This is a genomic window from Oceanicella sp. SM1341, assembly GCF_003448965.1.
In the GTDB taxonomy this organism is placed as follows: domain Bacteria; phylum Pseudomonadota; class Alphaproteobacteria; order Rhodobacterales; family Rhodobacteraceae; genus Paroceanicella.
The window spans coordinates 361,452-378,501 of the sequence record NZ_QRGC01000002.1 but is presented as its reverse complement, the minus strand read 5'-3'; the positions used below and the strand labels follow the sequence as shown (position 1 = coordinate 378,501).

The window sequence follows — 17,050 nt, the reverse complement described above, 5'->3', positions numbered from 1 at the left end:
CACCCCGAGGGTGCCCCGACGTCATCGCGATGCCTCCCCGGTGGCGCCGCGCACGGGGGGGGCGGGAGGAGGGCCCCGGCGGGATGCTGACTCGCCGTTCAAAAATGCCGCGAAGATTGACTCAGGGTATTTACTCAATCAGAATGAGTAATATAAACAGAGGCGCGAAGAATGCCTTCTGGGAGGAAAAAACGTGACGCATTCCAAAACAATCGGGCTCGCATTCGGGGCCCTTCTCGCCTCTACCGCGCTGGCCGGCGCCGAGACGCTGACCATCGCCACGGTGAACAACGGCGACATGATCCGGATGCAGAAGCTCACCGGCGCATTCACCGAGGCCAATCCCGACATCGACGTGGAATGGGTGACGATGGAGGAGAACGTTCTCCGCCAGAAGGTCACCACCGACATCGCCACCAAGGGCGGCCAGTACGACATCATGACCATCGGCACCTACGAGGTTCCGATCTGGTCGAAGCAGGGCTGGCTGGTGCCGCTCGAGTTCGACGACAGCTACGACGTCGACGACCTGCTGCCCGCCATCCGCGACGGCCTCACCACCGACGGCGAACTCTACGCAGCGCCCTTCTACGGCGAGAGCTCGATGGTGATGTACCGCACCGACCTGATGGAGGAGGCGGGCCTCGAGATGCCCGACGCCCCCACCTGGGACTTCATCAAGCAGGCCGCCGAGGCGATGACCGACAAGGAGAACGAGGTCTACGGCATCTGCCTGCGCGGCAAGGCCGGCTGGGGCGAGAACATGGCCTTCCTCTCCGCCATGGCCAACAGCTACGGCGCGCGCTGGTTCGACGAGGAGTGGAACCCGCAGTTCGATGGCGAGGCCTGGAAGGCCACCCTCACCGACTACGTCGACCTGATGCAGAACTACGGCCCCCCGGGCGCCTCCTCGAACGGGTTCAACGAGAACCTCGCGCTGTTCCAGACCGGCAAGTGCGGCATGTGGATCGACGCCACCGTGGCCGCCTCCTTCGTGACCAACCCCGACGAGAGCCAGGTGGCCGACAAGGTCGGCTTCGCGCTCGCGCCCGACAAGGGCCTGGGCAAGCGCTCCAACTGGCTCTGGGCCTGGAACCTCGGCATCCCCGCCGGCTCCGCCAAGACCGAGGCCGCGCAGAAGTTCATCGCCTGGGCCACCTCGAAGGACTACGCCGAGCTCGTCGCCTCCGAGGAGGGCTGGGCCAACGTGCCGCCGGGCACCCGCAAGTCGCTCTACGAGAACCCGGAATACCAGGAAGCGGCGCCCTTCGCGGAAATGACGCTCGAGAGCATCAACGCGGCCGACCCGACGAACCCCGCCGTCGACCCGGTTCCCTACGTGGGCGTGCAGTTCGTCGCCATCCCGGAGTTCCAGGGCATCGGCACCGCGGTGGGCCAGCAGTTCTCCGCGGCGCTCGCCGGCTCGGTCTCGGTCGACCAGGCGCTGCAGACCTCCCAGATGCTCACCCAGCGTGAGATGATGAAGGGCGGCTACATCAAGTAAGCGGCGCCGCCCCGGCCGGGGCGGCTCCTCGCCCGCCCCCCCGCGGGGGCGGGCAACGGATGGGCTCCGCGCCCAGAGCTTCGCGGCTGTCCCGGGTCTGCCCGGGGGCTCCCTTCCCGGGGCAGAGAGGCCCCCGGGGCAGCCCGCGAAGCGACATCCGGCCCCCCTGGCCAGAGGGGCCCGGTGCCACCGGCGGGGACAAGATCACACGCGAAAGATCACGGGGCGCGCGCGCGCACACGCACGGCAGAGACCCCCGGGGAGGACAGGCAATGGCCACTTTACACACGCGCTCATCGGCACGGCTCATGCTCACGCCATCGGTCATCCTGCTGCTGTGCTGGATGATCGTGCCGCTGGCCATGACCCTCTACTTCTCGTTCCTGCGCTACAACCTGCTGATGCCGGGCACCGAGGAGTGGATCGGCTTTCTCAACTACCAGTTCTTCGTGGAAGATCCCGCCTTCTGGGCCTCGCTGATCAACACGCTGCTGCTGGTGGGCGGCACGCTGCTGATCACCGTGGTGGGCGGCACCTTCCTCGCCATCCTGCTCGACCAGCCGTTCTTCGGGCAGGGCATCGTGCGGCTGCTCGTCATCGCGCCGTTCTTCGTGATGCCCACCGTCTCGGCGCTGGTGTGGAAGAACATGCTGATGCACCCGGTGAACGGGCTCTTCGCCTGGGTCGCGCGCGCCTTCGGCGCCCAGCCGGTGGACTGGCTGGCCGAGGTGCCGCTCCTCTCCGTCACCATCATCGTGTCCTGGGCCTGGCTGCCCTTCGCCACGCTGATCATCCTCACCGCGCTGCAGTCCCTCGACCAGGACCAGAAGGAAGCCGCCGAGATGGACGGCGCCGGCATCTTCTCGATCTTCTGGCACATCACCCTGCCGCATCTCGCGCGCGCGCTCACCGTGGTGGTGCTGATCGAGACGATCTTCCTGCTCTCCGTCTTCGCCGAGATCTTCGTGACCACGAACGGCGGCCCGGGCACCGAGAGCACCAACCTCACCTACCTGATCTACATGCAGGCGCTCTTGTTCTACGACGCGGGCGCGGCCTCCGCCGGCGGTGTCATCGCCATCATCCTCGCCAATATCGTCGCGATCTTCCTCATCCGGATGATCGGCAAGAACCTGGAGGCCTGAGCGATGGCGCGCACCGTCACCACCAACCGCAAGCTGGTGTTCACCGTGATCGGCTGGGCGATCGGGCTCACGCTGTTCTTCCCGATCCTCTGGACCTTCCTCACCAGCTTCAAGACCGAGGGCGAGGCCATCGCCACCCCGCCCAGCTTCCTGTTCTTCGACTGGACGCTGGAGAACTACCTCACCGTGAACGACCGCTCGGACTATTTCCGCCACGCGATCAACTCGGTGGTGATCTCGCTGGGCTCCACGGCGCTGGGGCTGCTGGTGGCCATCCCGGCCGCCTGGTCGATGGCCTTCACCCCCACCAAGCGCACCAAGGACATCCTGATGTGGATGCTCTCCACCAAGATGCTGCCGGCGGTGGGCGTGCTGGTGCCGATCACGCTGATCTTCCGCGACACCGGGCTGATGGACACCCGCACCGGGCTGGTCATCGTGCTGATGCTGATGAACCTGCCGATCATCGTGTGGATGCTGTTCACCTACTTCAAGGAGATCCCCGGCGAGATCCTGGAGGCCGCGCGGATGGACGGCGCCACCCTGGGCAAGGAGATCATCTACGTGCTCGCCCCCATGGCGGTGCCGGGCATCGCCTCCACCCTGCTGCTGAACATCATCCTCGCCTGGAACGAGGCGTTCTGGACGGTGCTGCTCACCACCAACAACGCCGCCCCGCTCACGGCGATGATCGCCCAGTACTCGAGCCCGGAGGGCCTGTTCTGGTCCAAGCTCTCGGCGGCCTCCATGCTCGCCATCGCGCCCATCCTGGTGATGGGCTGGTTCAGCCAGAAACAACTCGTGCGCGGCCTGACCTTCGGCGCGGTCAAATAACAACAAGGGACAGGAAGAATGGGTAGCATCACGCTTGAGGCGGTCACCAAGAGCTTCGGGGGCGTCAAGGTCATCCCGGGCGTCGACCTCGAGATCAACGACGGCGAATTCGTCGTCTTCGTCGGGCCCTCGGGCTGCGGCAAGTCCACCCTGCTGCGGCTGATCGCGGGGCTGGAGGACGTCACCTCCGGCCGCATCCTCATCGACGGGCAGGACGCCACCGGCATGCCGCCGGCGCGGCGCAAGCTGTCGATGGTGTTCCAGAGCTACGCGCTCTACCCGCACATGTCGGTCTACAAGAACATCGCCTTCCCGCTGAAGATGGCCGGCATGGACCCCGCGAAGATCAAGGAGAAGGTGGAGGGTGCCGCCGGCATCCTCAACCTCACCGACTACCTCGACCGCCGGCCGGGCCAGCTCTCGGGCGGGCAGCGCCAGCGCGTGGCCATCGGCCGGGCCATCGTGCGCGAGCCCTCGGCCTTCCTGTTCGACGAGCCGCTCTCCAACCTCGACGCGGCGCTGCGCGTGAACATGCGCCTCGAGATCTCCGAGCTGCAGAAGAGCCTCGGCACCACCTCGATCTACGTGACCCACGACCAGATCGAGGCGATGACCATGGCCGACAAGATCGTGGTGCTGAACGCGGGGCGCATCGAGCAGGTGGGCTCGCCGCTCGACCTCTACCACAAGCCGGCGAACCTGTTCGTGGCCGGTTTCATCGGCTCGCCGAAGATGAACCTGGTGGAGGGCGAGGCCGCCCGCAGCCGCGGCGCCACCACCATGGGCATCCGCCCCGAGCACCTCACCCTGTCCAAGACCGAGGGCGAGTGGCAGGGCCGCGTGGGCGTGGCCGAGCACCTGGGCTCCGACACCTTCCTGCACGTGCATGTGCAGGGCATCGAGGCCCCGCTCACCACCCGCGTGCCGGGCAACGTGGAGGTGAGCCACGGCGACACGGTGTTCCTCACCCCCGACCCCGCGCGCACCTATCTCTTCGGGCCCGACGGCCAGGCGCTGTGATGCAACGCCTCGAAGGCAGGTCGGCGCTCATCACCGGGGCGGCGCGCGGCATCGGCGCGGCCTTCGCGGCCGCCTATGTGCGCGAGGGCGCGCGGGTGGCGATCGGGGACATCGACCTCGAGCGCGCCCGCGCCACCGCCGCGGGGATCGGCCCGCAGGCTTACGCGGTGCATCTCGACGTCACCCGGCAGGAGAGCATCGACGCGGCGATGGAGGAGGTCACCGCCACCGCCGGCGGGCTCGACATCCTGGTCAACAACGCAGCCCTCTTCCACGCCTCCCCCACGGTGGAGATCGAGCGCGGCGCCTGCGAGCGGCTGATGGCGGTGAACCTCGCCGGCACGCTCTTCACCCTGCAGGCGGCGGCGAAGGTCATGATCGCGCAGGGCCGCGGCGGGCGCATCATCAACATGGCCAGCCAGGCCGGCCGCCGGGGCGAGCCGCTGGTGGCGCTCTACTGCGCCACCAAGGCGGCGGTGATCTCGCTCACCCAGTCCACCGGGCTCGACCTCATCCGCCACGGCATCAACGTGAACGCCATCGCCCCCGGCGTGGTCGACGGCGAGCACTGGGACGGGGTGGATGCCTTCTTCGCGAAATACGAGGGCCTGGCGCCGGGCGAGAAGAAGGCCCGTGTCGGCGCCGCGGTGCCGTACGGGCGCATGGGCACGGCGGAAGACCTCACCGGCATGGCTGTCTTCCTCGCGTCGCGGGAGGCGGACTATATCGTTGCCCAGACGTACAACGTCGATGGCGGCAACTGGATGAGCTGAAGCATGAAAGCGATTTTCTGGGATATGGACGGCACGCTGGTGGACAGCGAGCCGATGCACGAAGCGGCACTGCTGAACGCGCTGGACGATTGCGGGCTCGACGCGCCCGCCGACCTGCATGACCACGTGGTGGGCATGGACGCGCGCTCGGTGCACGCCTGGGCGGTGGCCGAGCTGGGCCTGCCGCTGGCGCTGCCCGAGTGGCTGGCGCTGAAATACAAGACCTACATGAGCCTGGTGCCCGGGCTGAAGGGCCGCCCCGGCGCGCTCGAGCTTTTCGCCGCCCTGCGCGACGAGGGCGTGACCCAGGCCGTGGTGTCGAACTCCGACCGCATGGTGGTGGGGGTGAACCTCGACGCCGTGGGCCTCACCCGCCCCGGCCTGCTCACCGTGAGCCGCAACGACGTGCGCCGCGGCAAGCCCGACCCCGAGCCCTACCTGCGCGCCGCCTGGCTGGCGGGCGCCGAGCCTGCCGACTGCATCGCCGTGGAGGACAGCCTCACCGGGGCGGCCGCCGGCATCGCCGCGGGCATGACCACGATGTTCTGGCCGCAGACGCCGCTGGAGGCCCCGGCCGGCGCGGTGGCCATCGCCACGACAGACGAGCTCGCCTCCGCCATCCGTGAAAGGATCGCTGCATGAAACTCTCTCTCGCCACGCTGGACGCGCTGCCCGAAGGCATCGCCCGCCCCGCCTATGCCCGCGCCGACCTCGCGCCGGGCATCGTGCACGTGGGCACCGGCAACTTCCACCGCGCCCACCAGGCGGTCTACCTCGACGACCTGTTCAACAAGGGCCTGAGCCGGGATTTCGGCCTCGTCGGCGCCGGCGTGCGCCCCAATGACGCGAAGATGCGCGAGACCCTCGGCGCGCAGGACTGGCTCACCACCGTGGTCGAGCTGGAGCCGGGCAACAACCGTGCCCGGGTCACCGGCGCGATGATCGATTTCGTCGAGGTGGAGCGCGAGAACCGCGCGCTCATCGCCCGGATGGCGGCGCCCGAGATCCGCATCGTCTCGCTCACCGTCACCGAGGGCGGCTACTGCATCAACCCCGCCACCCAGGCCTTCGACCCCGAGCACCCCGAGATCGCGCATGACGCGCAGAACCCCGACACGCCGATGAGCGTGTTCGGCGCCATCGTGGCGGCACTGAAGGCGCGAAGGGCCGCCGGCCTGCCGCCCTTCACCGTGATGTCCTGCGACAACATCCCCGGCAACGGCCACGTGGCGAAAAATGCGGTCGCCGGCCTCGCCGAGCTCTCCGACCCCGCCTTCGCCGCGTGGATCCGCACCAATGTCGCCTTCCCCGACGGCATGGTCGACCGCATCACCCCCGCCACCGGCAGCCGCGAGCGCGAGGCGCTGAAGGCCAATTTCGGCGTGGAGGACGGCTGGCCGGTGTTCTGCGAGCCCTTCCGGCAATGGGTGCTGGAGGATCATTTCCCCGAAGGGCGCCCGGCCTTCGAGGAAGTGGGTGTCACCTTCACCTCCGATGTCTCGGCCTTCGAGCTGATGAAGATCCGCATCCTCAACGGCGGCCACGCGATCATCGCCTACCCCGCGGCGCTGATGGACATCCATTTCGTGCACGAGGCGATGGAACACCCGCTGGTGCGCGGCTTCCTGCTCAAGCTCGAGCGCGACGAGATCATCCCCATCGTGCCCCCCGTGCCGGGCCAGGACCTGGGCGATTACCTCACCCTCATCGAGGGGCGCTTCGCCAACCCCGACGTGGGCGACACCATCCCCCGCCTGTGCCAGGACGGCTCGAACCGCCAGCCGAAGTTCATCCTGCCCTCCACGCGGGACCGGCTGGCGCAGGGCGCCCCGGTGACCGGCCTCGCGCTGGAGAGCGCGCTCTGGGCCCGCTACTGCTACGGCGAGAGCGAGAGCGGCAAGCCCATCACGCTGGACGACCCCAACGCCGGGCGCCTCACCGCCCACGGCCGCGCGGCGAAGGACGACCCGCTCGCATTCCTCGCGATGACCGAGATCTTCGGCGACGTGGGCACGAACGAGGGCTTCCGCACCGCCTTCGCCGCCGCCCTCACCAGCCTCTGGGCACGCGGCGTCACCGCGACGCTGGAAGACTACATCGCCGGAAAGCCGTTCTGATGAGCGTGTTTGCGGGCATCGACCTCGGCACCTCGGGGGTGAAGACCGTCCTCGTGGACGAGGCGCAGCGGGTGATCGGCGACGCGCATGCGGCGCTCGAGGTCTCGCGCCCGCATCCCGGCTGGTCCGAGCAGGACCCCGAGGCCTGGTGGCGCGCGGCGGAGGAGACGCTCGACGCCCTCGCCACCCGCTTCCCGGCCGAGATGGCGGCGCTCTCGGCCATCGGCCTCTCCGGCCAGATGCACGGCGCCACCCTGCTCGACGCCTCCGATGCCGTGCTGCGCCCGGCCATCCTGTGGAACGACGGCCGCTCGGCGGCGGAATGCGCGGCACTGGAGGAGCGGGCCGATTTCCGCGGCATCGGCGGCAACATCGTGATGCCGGGCTTCACCGCGCCCAAGCTCGAATGGGTGCGGGCCCATGAGCCGGAGATCTTCGCCCGGGTGGCGAAGGTGCTGCTGCCCAAGGACTACCTGCGCCTGAAGCTCTCGGGCGAGCATGTCTCCGACCTCTCGGACAGTGCCGGCACCCTGTGGCTCGACCTCGCGGGGCGGCGCTGGTCGCCCGCGCTGCTGGAGGCCACGGGGCTTGCGGAGGCGCAGATGCCCCGGCTGGTGGAGGGCAGCGCCCCCGGCGGCGCGCTGCGGCGCGAGCTCTGCGCGCGCTGGGGCATCACCGGCGCAGCACCGGTGATCGCGGGCGGCGGCGGGGACAACGCCGCCTCGGCCTGCGGCGTGGGCGCGGTGGCGCCGGGCACCGGGTTTCTCTCGCTCGGCACATCCGGGGTGGTGTTCGTCGCCACCGCCGGGCCTGCGGCAAACCCCGGCCGCGCGGTGCACACCTTCTGCCACGCGGTGCCGGGCACCTGGCACCAGATGGGCGTCACCCTCTCGGCCACCGACAGCCTCAACTGGCTCTCCGAGATCACCGGGCAGAGTGCCGCGCGCCTCGCCGAGCTCGCCGCCGTGCAGCCCTGCTCGGAGGCGGACCCGCTGTTCCTGCCCTATCTCTCCGGCGAGCGCACGCCGCACAACGATCCCGGCGCGCGCGGCGCCTTCACCGGCCTCTCGCGCAGCACCGACACCGGCGCGCTGGCCCGCGCGGTGCTGGGCGGGGTGGCGGCCTCGCTGGCCGATTGCCTCGACGCGCTGAAGGAAAGCGGCACCGAGCCCGCGCTGCTCTATGCCGTGGGCGGCGGCGCGCGCTCCGACTACTGGCTGCAGGCCATCGCCGACGCGGGCCAGGTCACCATCGCCCTGCCCGGCAAGGGCGATTTCGGCGCGGCCATCGGGGCGGCCCGCCTCGCCATCTGCGCCACCGGCACCAGCCCGGCCGAGGTGATGACCCGCCCCGCCCCGGAGCGCGAGATCACCCCGCGCGCCGGCACCGACTGGCCCGAGCGGCTCGCCCGCTACCGCGCCGCCTATCCGGGCGTCGCGCACGCCTGAGCGGATCTGGAAAGGCTCACGCCTAGGGCCTCGGGGCAGCGCACACCGAGCCCGCAAAAGCAAAGGGCCGCCTCCCCCGGGAAGCGGCCCTTTCGTGTCTCGTGAGGCCCCGCGCCTCAGCGGCGCATGGCGCGGCCGGTCTCCATCGCGACGAGGAAGGTCTCGGCCAGCGTGGCGGCATCCGCGCCGTTGCGCGCCCGGGCCGCCATGGCGGCAAGACGTCGGCGGCGGGCGATGCGCCGCATCACCATCAGCATCAGCGCCGAGAGCACCACGAAGCCACCGCCCACGAACAGGGAGGCCTCCGCGCTGCCGCGCTCGGCCGCGATCAGCGACCAGACACCGGCAGTGAGGAAGGCGAGCCCCGCCACCAGCGCGAACCCGGCCAGAACGCCCCAGCACGCCGTGCGCCCCAGGCGCACGGCGGCCAGTTCGACATCGGAGATGATCCGCGCGAGCACGCCCCTGCCTTACTTGCGGCCCGAGAGGAAGCCGACGGCCAGCCCAACGCCGGCGGCGATGGCGATGGCGGTGAAGGGACGGTCCTTGATCGAGGTGGACATGTTCTCGCCCAGGCGCTCGGCGGCGAGCCGGGCCTCGTGTGCGGCATCGCGGCCGGCGGCGGCGGCAGCCTCGGCGCGGGCGCGGGCGGCGTCGGTCGCGTTGTCGACGCGCTGCACTCCCAGGGCCTTCAGGGTGGCGGCGATGTCCGCCATGTCGGCCTTGAGCGAGTCGATCTGCAGGGAAAGCTGCTCGGAGGTGGCCTCCGTCCGGGCATCGTCAATGGCGGTGGGCAGTTTCGAAGCAGTCTGAGCCATGGGAACTCTCCTTGGTGTGCGGGTTCGGCGCCTCAGCGGCGGAGTATCAGTCATCAAACGCCGGCCGGCCGCGAACGTTCCCGGCTGCCGGCAAAAATTAACCCATCTTCACGCCCGTTCGCCGCAGGTCTGTCCGGGGCCCCCGAGAGACCGGCGCCTGCGCGCGCCTGCGCGCGCGCGTACGCACCTCCGATCTCTCTCCGATCTGCGGCGCGCCGCTTCTGCTGCGCCTGTCGGCGGGCATGGGCACGGGCACGGGCATGGGCATGGGCACGGGCAGGTTCCTTCCGGGCGGCCGGAACCTTCCGGGCACTGCTGACGTTAGCATGTCATGAAATTACAGGAGTTGAAAAGATGCTGTACTGGGCTGTTGTCTTCCTGATCGTGGCACTTGTCGCGGCCGTATTCGGTTTTGGCGGCATTGCATCGGCTTCCGCAGGTATCGCGCAGATCCTGTTCTTCGTGTTCCTGGTTCTGTTCGTGATCGCGCTTATCGCGCGCGCCGTTCGGGGCCAGCCGCCGCGGATGTGATCCGGGACGGCCGGGCGGCTCGCCCGGCTTCCCCGCAACACGGACGATGCCCCGCTTGCCAGGGGTGCCGCCCGCATTCGCGACCACCCGTGCGCGCGGCCGCTGCCACGGCCCGCACGGCCTGAGCGCGAACCGCAGGTCCCCGGCTCTCCGGGGCCTGCGCCGCGCCCCAACCATCGGATGAAAGGCAAGGAAAATGGCTTCTCCCCTCAAGGCGACTCCCTCCGCAACCCGCAAGGTCGACACCGGCGTTAAGAACCGCGCCAAGGTGGCCTCGGGCCTCGAGGAAGTGCTGGCGGATACCTACCGCCTGCTGTTCAAGACCCATACCTACCACTGGAACGTGACCGGGCCGCTGTTCTACTCGGTGCATCACCTGACCGAGGAACAGTACCAGGACCTGTTCGAGGCGGCCGACGTGCTAGCCGAGCGCATCCGCGCCCTGGGCCAGGTGGCCCCGATGCGCTTCGGCGACATCGTGCGCGATTCCGCGATCTCGGACCTCGACGGCACGCCAAGCGCCGGCGAGATGATCGACGACCTGCGCAAGGACCACGAGCATCTCGCGAAGCGGCTGCACCAGCTCATCCGCACCGCGGAGGAGCATGACGACGACGTGACCGGCGATCTCGCCATCGCCCGCTCCTCGGTGCACGAGAAGGCGGCATGGATGCTTCGGGCGATGACAGACGGCTCCTGACCCCGGACAACGGAAAGCCCCCCGACCCGCAAGGTCGGGGGGCTTTTTCGTGGCAGCGCTGCGGAGAGTTCAGCTCATCCGCGCGGTGGAGGAGAAGAACAGCGCCTGGCTCACGGCGGCGCGCACCTGCTCCTCCTTGAAGGGCTTGGAGATGAGGAAGGTCGGCTCCGGCCGCTCGCCGGTGAGCAGGCGCTCCGGGAAGGCGGTGATGAAGATGATCGGGGTGGCCGAGTTGACGCTGAGGATGTCATGCGCCGCATCGATGCCGGAGGAACCGTCGGCGAGCTGGATGTCGGCCAGCACCAGGTCGACGTCGTTCTCCGAGTACATCTTCACCGCCTCGTCGCGGGTACGGGCGATGCCGACGCACTCGTGGTCCATCGAGCTGACGATGGAGCGGATGTCCATCGCGATGATCGGCTCGTCCTCGATGATGAGGATGCGCCCGTTGAGCCGGCTCTTCACCTCCTCCTCGCCGATGCGCACGAGATTGGCGGCCTCGGCCTCGGAGACGTCCATCACGGCGGCGATCTCGGAGGTGCCGAAGCCTTCCAGCGCGCTCAGCAGAACGGCCTCGCGGGTGTGGGGGGTGAGATCGGCGAGACGCTGCTGCGCCACGCGCTCGAGCGGGTCGATGTCATCGGCGGGCTCCTCGATGGCAGCGCCCGTGGTGCTCCAGATCGAGTGGAATACCTTGAAGAGGGCGACGCGCGGCGCGAGCGAGAGATCGAAACTTTCACGGTTTGCGATCAGTGTCTCGAGCGTGGCTGCGGCATACCCGTCTCCGCGCGCCTGCGTGCCGGTGAGGGCCCTTGCGTAGCGACGGAGATAAGGCAATTCCGCCGCGATGGTTGAAGACAGATCGGTGGCGGTCTGGGCCTGGGGCATGAACGAGGTCCTCTCAGGATTTTTTGGGCTCATTGCGGGAACCAACGCAACTCCGGCGCGTTTGGTTCCCAACGAGCGACTGCGCTGCGCAAAAAAGTTAGGGTTCGAAATGGTGCGGAAAGATCTGTCTGCCGCTGATCCGAAACGGGAAGCGATCAACCGGCAAATCGAGGAGAACTTGCGTAAGGTCTACAACGAAACGGTTTCCGAGGCTCTCCCCGATCGCTTTGCCGACCTGCTCGCCCAGCTCAAGACGGGCGAACCCAAGGGAAATTCCGAAAATGACCGATAAGCTCAATCCCCGCGAAGAGCTTGTCACGCTGATCCCGTCCATGCGGGCCTTCGCGCGATCACTCACCCGCGACCATTCGGCCGCGGACGATCTGGTGCAGGACACCATCGTGAAGGCATGGACGAACTTCGACAAGTTCAAGGAAGGCACCAACCTGCGTGCCTGGCTGTTCATCATCCTGCGCAACACGTTCTATTCGAACATGCGCAAGGGCAAGCGCGAGGTCCAGGACGTGGACGGCGTGTTTTCCGGCAAGCTGATGCAGAAGCCGTCGCAGGATTCCGCCATGGAGTTCAATGACTTCAAGAAGGCCTTCTCGACCCTGCCGGACGACCAGCGCGAGGCGCTGATCCTCGTCGGTGCCTCCGGCTTCTCCTACGAGGAGGCCGCGCGCATCTGCGACTGCGCGGTGGGCACGATGAAGAGCCGGGTGAACCGCGGGCGCACCAAGCTCGCACAGATCATGGAGATGTCCGCCGAGGAGATCGGGGCGGCAGATGCTTCCACGCTTGCCGTTCTCTCAGCATCCACCCTCTCATGAGACTTGGCTGGCCGAGGCAGTTTTCCCGGATCCGGAATGCCAGCCTTTACAAGCAGATAGCCCTTCTGCTCACCATCGCCGTGTTCCCGATCGGCATCATCGCGGTGCTGCAGGCGCTGAACTCGGTGGAGGAGGGGCGCAAGCTCCAGGCCGCGGCGTTGCTGGGCGAGACGATCCATGCCGCGGGGGTCGAGAGCGCGATCATCGACACCGCGCGCGGCGTGGCGCGCGCGCTCGGCACCGCTGCGCTCCACTCGGGGCCGGATACCGAGCTGTGCAGCGATACGCTCGAGCAGTTCGCCTCCCGGTCGCCCACCTACACCTTCGCCGGCTTCATGGGGCTGGACGGGATGATGAACTGCGTTTCCTCCGGCACGCCGATCGACCTCAGGAACTCCGAGCGCTTCACCCGGCTGATCGAACGCCCCCGCCCCATGGCCCGGGTGCTGGAATACGCGCCGATCTCCAAGCAGAAGATCCTGCAGATCACCGAGCCGGTGAGCGAGGGCGGCACGGTGCGCGGCTTCCAGATGATCTCCATCCCCTACGGCGTGGTGACCGCGCGCGCCCTGGCACAGGACCGCGAGAACGTCTTCGACATGGTTCTGGTCGACGGCGAGGGAAACATCGTCGCCCGGCGCAAGGAGGAGAGATCGCGCATCGAGCTGCCACCGGCCTGGGCGCTGAAGCCGCATCTGCAGGGCGGCGGATCGACGTTCGTCGCCCCCCTCGAGGACGGGCGGATGGCCACCTTCGCGGTGGCCAGCGTGCTTGAGGGAGACATCTACGCCGTCGCCACCTGGAGCACCGCCAGCGGACGCCCCACCGCCTTCGCCGACGTGTTCCGCGCCCTGCTCGTGCCGGTGTTCATGTGGCTCGTCGGCCTCGCCGTGTCCTACATGGCGATGCACCGGCTGGTGATCCGCCACGTCACCCGGCTGGTGCGGATGATGTCGGAGTTCGAGGGCGGCAAGCGCAACATCGACGGGCTGATCCTGCGCGACGCGCCGGAGGAGATCCGCTCGCTCGGCTCGCGCTTCGCCTCGCTCACCTCCACCATCACCCAGGACGAGACCGAGCAGCAGCGCGCGCTGGAGGAGAAGACCATCCTGCTGCGCGAGATCAATCACCGGGTGAAGAACAACCTCCAGCTCATCGTGAGCATCATGAACATGCAGGTGCGCCACTCCCGCTCGGACGACGTGCGCAATGCCCTCAAGCGCCTGCAGGAACGGGTATCGAGCCTCGCGTCGGTGCATGCGCGGCTCTACACCTCGGCCGACTTCGTCTCCATCCGGGCCGACACGGTGCTCTCGGACATCGTGGAAAACCTCGTCAGTGCCGCGGTCGACACCTCCGGCAAGGTGCAGACCGTGCTCGACATCGCGCCCATCGAGCTCACCCCGGACCAGGCGGTGCCCGTCACCCTCTTCGTGAGCGAGACGGTGACCAATGCCATCAAGCACGGGCTGGGCGCGAACGGCGGCACGCTGAAGGTGAGCCTGCGCGAGATCGAGGACGGCCGGGTGACCCTGCGGGTCTCCAACTCCATGAGCGCCGATACGGGCGTGGAGCCGCTGGCCCAGAGCACCGGCGTGGGCTCGCATCTCATCGAGGGCTTCGCCGGCCAGCTCTACGCCATCCTGCGCCAGGACACGACGGAGGATTTCTTCCACGTCAGCCTGACCTTCGACCTCGAGCCCCTCGGCCTGCGCGCGCCCTTCGCCCCCTCCTCGCGCAAGGCGGCGAACGGCTGAGGCCGGCCGGAAGAACAGCCGCGGGCCCCCTGCGGCCTCGCCGCCATCCCGAACGATCATCCCCGGCCCGCCCTGCCCTGCCCTGCCCCGGGCCGCGCTCTGGCAGGCGCCTCCCCGGCAGCGCCCGCGGCCGGGCGCCGGCGCCGGGCGGCGGCACCCGGCGACAAGGGCGCCGGTTTGCCCCGACAGCCGGAACCGCCCGATCCGGCCTCATGGCTGCAGCCCGGGGGCTGCCTCCGCGCGCGGCGGCATCGGCGACATGCCGGGGCTCCGCGGTCCCGGCCCGCAGACAGGCAACGCCGCCGGCCGGGGGGCCGACGGCGTTGCACCGGGCTTTCCGAGGGGGTGGGATATGGGGAGAGCCCGGATCTCGCAGCGCTCAGGAGGCGGCGGAGAGCTCTCCGAGCTCCGCGCGCAGCGCCCGCGCCGCCGCCACCATGTTGCGCAGGGCGGGTTCGACCGTGTCCCAGTCGCGCTCCGCGAGCCCGCGATCGGGCGTGAGCCAGAGGCGCTCCGCCGGCACCTGCTCCGCCACCGCGCGCAGCCGGGTGGCGATGTTGCCGGCCTCCGGCACCCCCGGCGCGCCGACATTCCAGGCCCCGGCGGCAATGTCGTTCGGCCAGTCGCGCAGCGCCGAGACGCAGGCAGGGCCGTCAGGCGTGGCGAGGCTCAGCACGTCGGCGTCCAACTCCGAGAGTGCATCGGGCAGTGCCGCCGCCTCGGGCAGGCAGACATGCGCGTGGATCTGTGTCGCGTCGCCCACCACCGCGGTGGCGAGGCGGAAGGCGGCGGCGGCCATGGCCAGGTACTCTTCCCGCTCCGCCGCGCGCGGGGGCAGGCCCTCGTGCAGCCCCGCCTCGTCGAGCTGGAGGATGCGGATGCCGACGGTCTCGAGGTCGCTCACCTCGGCGCGCAGCGCGAGCGCGAGCTGGGCACAGGTCTCGGCCCGCGGCTGGTCCTCGCGCACGAAGCTGCGGTTGAGCAGCGTCACCGGCCCGGGCAGCAGGCCCTTCACCGGGCGTCTGGTGAGCGACTGGGCGTAGACCGTCCAGTCCACCGTCATGGCGCGCGGGCGGCTCACGTCGCCGTGCAGGATCGGCGGGCGCACGCACTCCGCGCCGAAGCTCTGCACCCAGCCGTGGCCGGTGAGGGCGAAGCCGCGCAGCTGCCCGGCGAACCAGCCTTCCGGGTCGTCACGCTCGGCCGCGCCATGCACCAGCACATCGAGCCCGAGCTCTTCCTGCCGGGCAACGATCTCCTTCGTCGCGGCACCGAGGCGGCGCAGGAAGCCGGCCTCGTCGATCTCGCCGCGCGCATGCTCCGCATGGGCGGCGCGGATCTCGCCGGTCTTCGGGAAGGCGCCGAGGGTGGTGACCGGCAGCGGCGGCAGCTTCAGCCGGGCGCGCTGCAGGGCGGCGCGCTGCGGGTGCGGGCTTGCGCGGCGGCCCATGGCGGGCGTGACGGCGGCGAGGGCCGCGCGCACCGCGGGGTCGGGCGTGGCGGGGCGCGGCGCCGGGGCGGGGGCCTGGCCGGTCTCCAGCGCCCTGGCGAGCAGGGTGAGCTCGTCGAGCTTCTGGCGGGCGAAGGCCAGCCGGGGCGCGAGCGCGGGGTCGAGCCCCTGCTCCGCCGCGAGGTCGGCCGGCACGTGCATGAGCGAGCAGGTGGGCGCGAGCCACAGCCGCGCGCCCAGCGCCCGCGCCAGCGGCGCGAGCCGGGCCAGCGCCGCGGCGGGGTCGCAGCGCCAGACATTCTGCCCGTCGATGATCCCGGCGGAGAGCACCTTCGGGGCCGGCCAGTCCGCCGCGAGGCGCTCCGCCTCGTCGCCGCCGCGCAGCAGATCGAGGTGCAGCCCGTCCACCGGCACGTCCCGCGCCAGCGCGAGGTTCTCGCCCAGCCGCCCGGGCCCGGCGGCGAGCAGCAGCCGCGCGCCCTGCCCCGCCAGCCGCGCATAGGCGGGCGCGAAGGCGGCCTGCCATTCCGGCGCGAGATCGGTGGCGAGCACCGGCTCGTCGAGCTGCACCCAGGCCACGCCGAGCGCCGCCAGCCGGGCGATGAGCGTGGCATAGACCTCCGCCACCGCCGGCAGCCAGCCGGGTCCGGCCGCCGGGCCGCGGGCCAGCGAGGCCCAGGTCACCGGGCCGGGCAGCACCGCCTTCACCGGATGGCCCTCGGCCAGCGCCTCGGCCGCCTCCTCCAGCAGGCGGGTGGAGGACAGGCGCAGCGCCATGCCCTCCTCCAGCTCCGGCCGCACGCAATGATAGGCGGTGCCGAACCATTGCGCCCGGGCGCAGGGCCGGGCCGGCGCGCCGGAGGGCGCCTCGCCCAGAGCCATGCGCAGGCGGGTGTCGAGGCTCACTTCCGCCCGGGCCGCGCCGAAGCGCGCCGGCACGGCGCCGAGCGTGGCCGACATGTCGAGCACATGGTCGAAGAAGGAGAAATCCCCCACCGTGACGAAGGAGAGCCCCGCCGCCCGCTGCGCGGCGCGGGTGCTGCGGCGGATGTCGCGGCCGATCTCCTCCAGCGCGTCGGCGCCGATCTCGCCGGCCCGGTAGGCGTCCAGCGCGCGCGGCAGGGCGCGGTCGGTGCCGATGCGCGGCGCGCCGGGCGTGTGGGTGAGGGGCATGGCGGGGTCTCCGGTGTGTCTCGTGTCTTGCGGTCAGTATGTCGGCGGAGAGGAGAGTT

Annotated in this window: 17 protein-coding genes; 13 read left to right on the top strand and 4 right to left on the bottom strand. The window is 69.9% G+C overall.

Going from position 1 to position 17,050, the window contains the following annotated elements; translation table 11 throughout:
- The first annotated feature begins 193 nt into the window (after positions 1–193).
- From D3P35_RS03665 to xylB, 8 genes are all read left to right on the top strand, one after another.
- Positions 194–1,504, top strand: a complete 1,311-nt coding sequence (locus tag D3P35_RS03665) for a sugar ABC transporter substrate-binding protein (protein WP_232830358.1) — start codon at positions 194–196, stop codon at positions 1,502–1,504.
- 272 nt (positions 1,505–1,776) lie between these two features.
- Positions 1,777–2,649, top strand: a complete 873-nt coding sequence (locus D3P35_RS03660; protein WP_118133089.1) for a carbohydrate ABC transporter permease — start codon at positions 1,777–1,779, stop codon at positions 2,647–2,649.
- 3 nt (positions 2,650–2,652) lie between these two features.
- Positions 2,653–3,483: a carbohydrate ABC transporter permease gene (locus D3P35_RS03655; RefSeq protein WP_118133088.1), complete on the top strand. Its 831-nt coding sequence runs from the start codon at positions 2,653–2,655 to the stop codon at positions 3,481–3,483.
- Positions 3,484–3,501: 18 nt separating this feature from the next.
- The gene (locus tag D3P35_RS03650; RefSeq protein ID WP_118133087.1) at positions 3,502–4,503 is read left to right on the top strand and encodes an ABC transporter ATP-binding protein; all 1,002 of its coding nucleotides are present in this window, start codon (positions 3,502–3,504) and stop codon (positions 4,501–4,503) included.
- Positions 4,503–5,276 (top strand): L-iditol 2-dehydrogenase, encoded by a 774-nt coding sequence (locus tag D3P35_RS03645; protein WP_118133086.1) that lies wholly within the window; start codon positions 4,503–4,505, stop codon positions 5,274–5,276. The genes D3P35_RS03650 and D3P35_RS03645 overlap by 1 nt, the downstream gene beginning before the upstream one ends.
- Positions 5,277–5,279: 3 nt before the next feature.
- Positions 5,280–5,918: an HAD family phosphatase gene (locus D3P35_RS03640; RefSeq protein WP_198670451.1), complete on the top strand. Its 639-nt coding sequence runs from the start codon at positions 5,280–5,282 to the stop codon at positions 5,916–5,918.
- Positions 5,915–7,393, top strand: a complete 1,479-nt coding sequence (locus D3P35_RS03635; RefSeq protein WP_118133085.1) for a mannitol dehydrogenase family protein — start codon at positions 5,915–5,917, stop codon at positions 7,391–7,393. The genes D3P35_RS03640 and D3P35_RS03635 overlap by 4 nt, the downstream gene beginning before the upstream one ends.
- A gap of 5 nt (positions 7,394–7,398) precedes the next feature.
- The gene (gene xylB / locus D3P35_RS03630) at positions 7,399–8,841 is read left to right on the top strand and encodes a xylulokinase (protein WP_118133155.1); all 1,443 of its coding nucleotides are present in this window, start codon (positions 7,399–7,401) and stop codon (positions 8,839–8,841) included.
- Positions 8,842–8,957: 116 nt separating this feature from the next.
- Here the strand turns inward: xylB and D3P35_RS03625 are convergent, their stop codons facing one another.
- The gene (locus D3P35_RS03625; RefSeq protein ID WP_118133084.1) at positions 8,958–9,302 is read right to left on the bottom strand and encodes a hypothetical protein; all 345 of its coding nucleotides are present in this window, start codon (positions 9,300–9,302) and stop codon (positions 8,958–8,960) included.
- Positions 9,303–9,311: 9 nt separating this feature from the next.
- Complete coding sequence (locus tag D3P35_RS03620) at positions 9,312–9,659, bottom strand: DUF883 C-terminal domain-containing protein (protein WP_157982020.1); 348 nt, start codon at positions 9,657–9,659, stop codon at positions 9,312–9,314.
- Between the two features lie 354 nt (positions 9,660–10,013).
- Here D3P35_RS03620 and D3P35_RS03615 point away from each other — a divergent pair, with 354 nt between their 5' ends.
- Entirely contained in the window at positions 10,014–10,190 is a 177-nt protein-coding gene (locus D3P35_RS03615) for a DUF1328 domain-containing protein (protein ID WP_118133082.1), read from the top strand.
- Between the two features lie 196 nt (positions 10,191–10,386).
- Entirely contained in the window at positions 10,387–10,890 is a 504-nt protein-coding gene (locus tag D3P35_RS03610; RefSeq protein ID WP_118133081.1) for a Dps family protein, read from the top strand.
- Positions 10,891–10,959: 69 nt separating this feature from the next.
- On the opposite strand, the gene D3P35_RS03605 is transcribed toward D3P35_RS03610, so the two are convergent.
- Positions 10,960–11,778, bottom strand: coding sequence for a response regulator (locus tag D3P35_RS03605; RefSeq protein ID WP_118133080.1), 819 nt, complete (start codon positions 11,776–11,778; stop codon positions 10,960–10,962).
- Here D3P35_RS03605 and D3P35_RS26960 point away from each other — a divergent pair.
- From D3P35_RS26960 to D3P35_RS03590, 3 genes are read left to right on the top strand one after another with little or no spacing between them, the layout of a single operon-like run.
- Positions 11,777–12,070 (top strand): NepR family anti-sigma factor, encoded by a 294-nt coding sequence (locus tag D3P35_RS26960; RefSeq protein WP_370029987.1) that lies wholly within the window; start codon positions 11,777–11,779, stop codon positions 12,068–12,070. The genes D3P35_RS03605 and D3P35_RS26960 overlap by 2 nt on opposite strands.
- Positions 12,060–12,611 (top strand): RNA polymerase sigma factor, encoded by a 552-nt coding sequence (locus D3P35_RS03595; RefSeq protein WP_118133078.1) that lies wholly within the window; start codon positions 12,060–12,062, stop codon positions 12,609–12,611. Before D3P35_RS26960 ends, D3P35_RS03595 begins: the two co-directional genes overlap by 11 nt.
- Complete coding sequence (locus tag D3P35_RS03590) at positions 12,608–14,368, top strand: sensor histidine kinase (RefSeq protein ID WP_157982019.1); 1,761 nt, start codon at positions 12,608–12,610, stop codon at positions 14,366–14,368. Before D3P35_RS03595 ends, D3P35_RS03590 begins: the two co-directional genes overlap by 4 nt.
- A 379-nt stretch (positions 14,369–14,747) precedes the next feature.
- On the opposite strand, the gene metE is transcribed toward D3P35_RS03590, so the two are convergent.
- Positions 14,748–16,991 carry a 5-methyltetrahydropteroyltriglutamate--homocysteine S-methyltransferase gene (gene metE / locus D3P35_RS03585; protein WP_118133076.1) on the bottom strand — a complete coding sequence of 748 codons (2,244 nt, stop codon included), beginning with the start codon at positions 16,989–16,991 and terminating at the stop codon, positions 14,748–14,750.
- Between the last annotated feature and the right edge of the window lie 59 nt (positions 16,992–17,050).

Coding starts and splice junctions, on each gene's coding strand:
- D3P35_RS03660 (WP_118133089.1), top strand. CDS start 1,777: ATGGCCACTTTACACACGCGCTCATCGGCACGGCTCATGCTCACGCCA.
- D3P35_RS03655 (WP_118133088.1), top strand. CDS start 2,653: ATGGCGCGCACCGTCACCACCAACCGCAAGCTGGTGTTCACCGTGATC.
- D3P35_RS03650 (WP_118133087.1), top strand. CDS start 3,502: ATGGGTAGCATCACGCTTGAGGCGGTCACCAAGAGCTTCGGGGGCGTC.
- D3P35_RS03645 (WP_118133086.1), top strand. CDS start 4,503: ATGCAACGCCTCGAAGGCAGGTCGGCGCTCATCACCGGGGCGGCGCGC.
- D3P35_RS03640 (WP_198670451.1), top strand. CDS start 5,280: ATGAAAGCGATTTTCTGGGATATGGACGGCACGCTGGTGGACAGCGAG.
- D3P35_RS03635 (WP_118133085.1), top strand. CDS start 5,915: ATGAAACTCTCTCTCGCCACGCTGGACGCGCTGCCCGAAGGCATCGCC.
- D3P35_RS03620 (WP_157982020.1), bottom strand. CDS start 9,659: ATGGCTCAGACTGCTTCGAAACTGCCCACCGCCATTGACGATGCCCGG.
- D3P35_RS03615 (WP_118133082.1), top strand. CDS start 10,014: ATGCTGTACTGGGCTGTTGTCTTCCTGATCGTGGCACTTGTCGCGGCC.
- D3P35_RS03610 (WP_118133081.1), top strand. CDS start 10,387: ATGGCTTCTCCCCTCAAGGCGACTCCCTCCGCAACCCGCAAGGTCGAC.
- D3P35_RS26960 (WP_370029987.1), top strand. CDS start 11,777: ATGAACGAGGTCCTCTCAGGATTTTTTGGGCTCATTGCGGGAACCAAC.
- D3P35_RS03605 (WP_118133080.1), bottom strand. CDS start 11,778: ATGCCCCAGGCCCAGACCGCCACCGATCTGTCTTCAACCATCGCGGCG.
- D3P35_RS03595 (WP_118133078.1), top strand. CDS start 12,060: ATGACCGATAAGCTCAATCCCCGCGAAGAGCTTGTCACGCTGATCCCG.
- D3P35_RS03590 (WP_157982019.1), top strand. CDS start 12,608: ATGAGACTTGGCTGGCCGAGGCAGTTTTCCCGGATCCGGAATGCCAGC.
- metE (WP_118133076.1), bottom strand. CDS start 16,991: ATGCCCCTCACCCACACGCCCGGCGCGCCGCGCATCGGCACCGACCGC.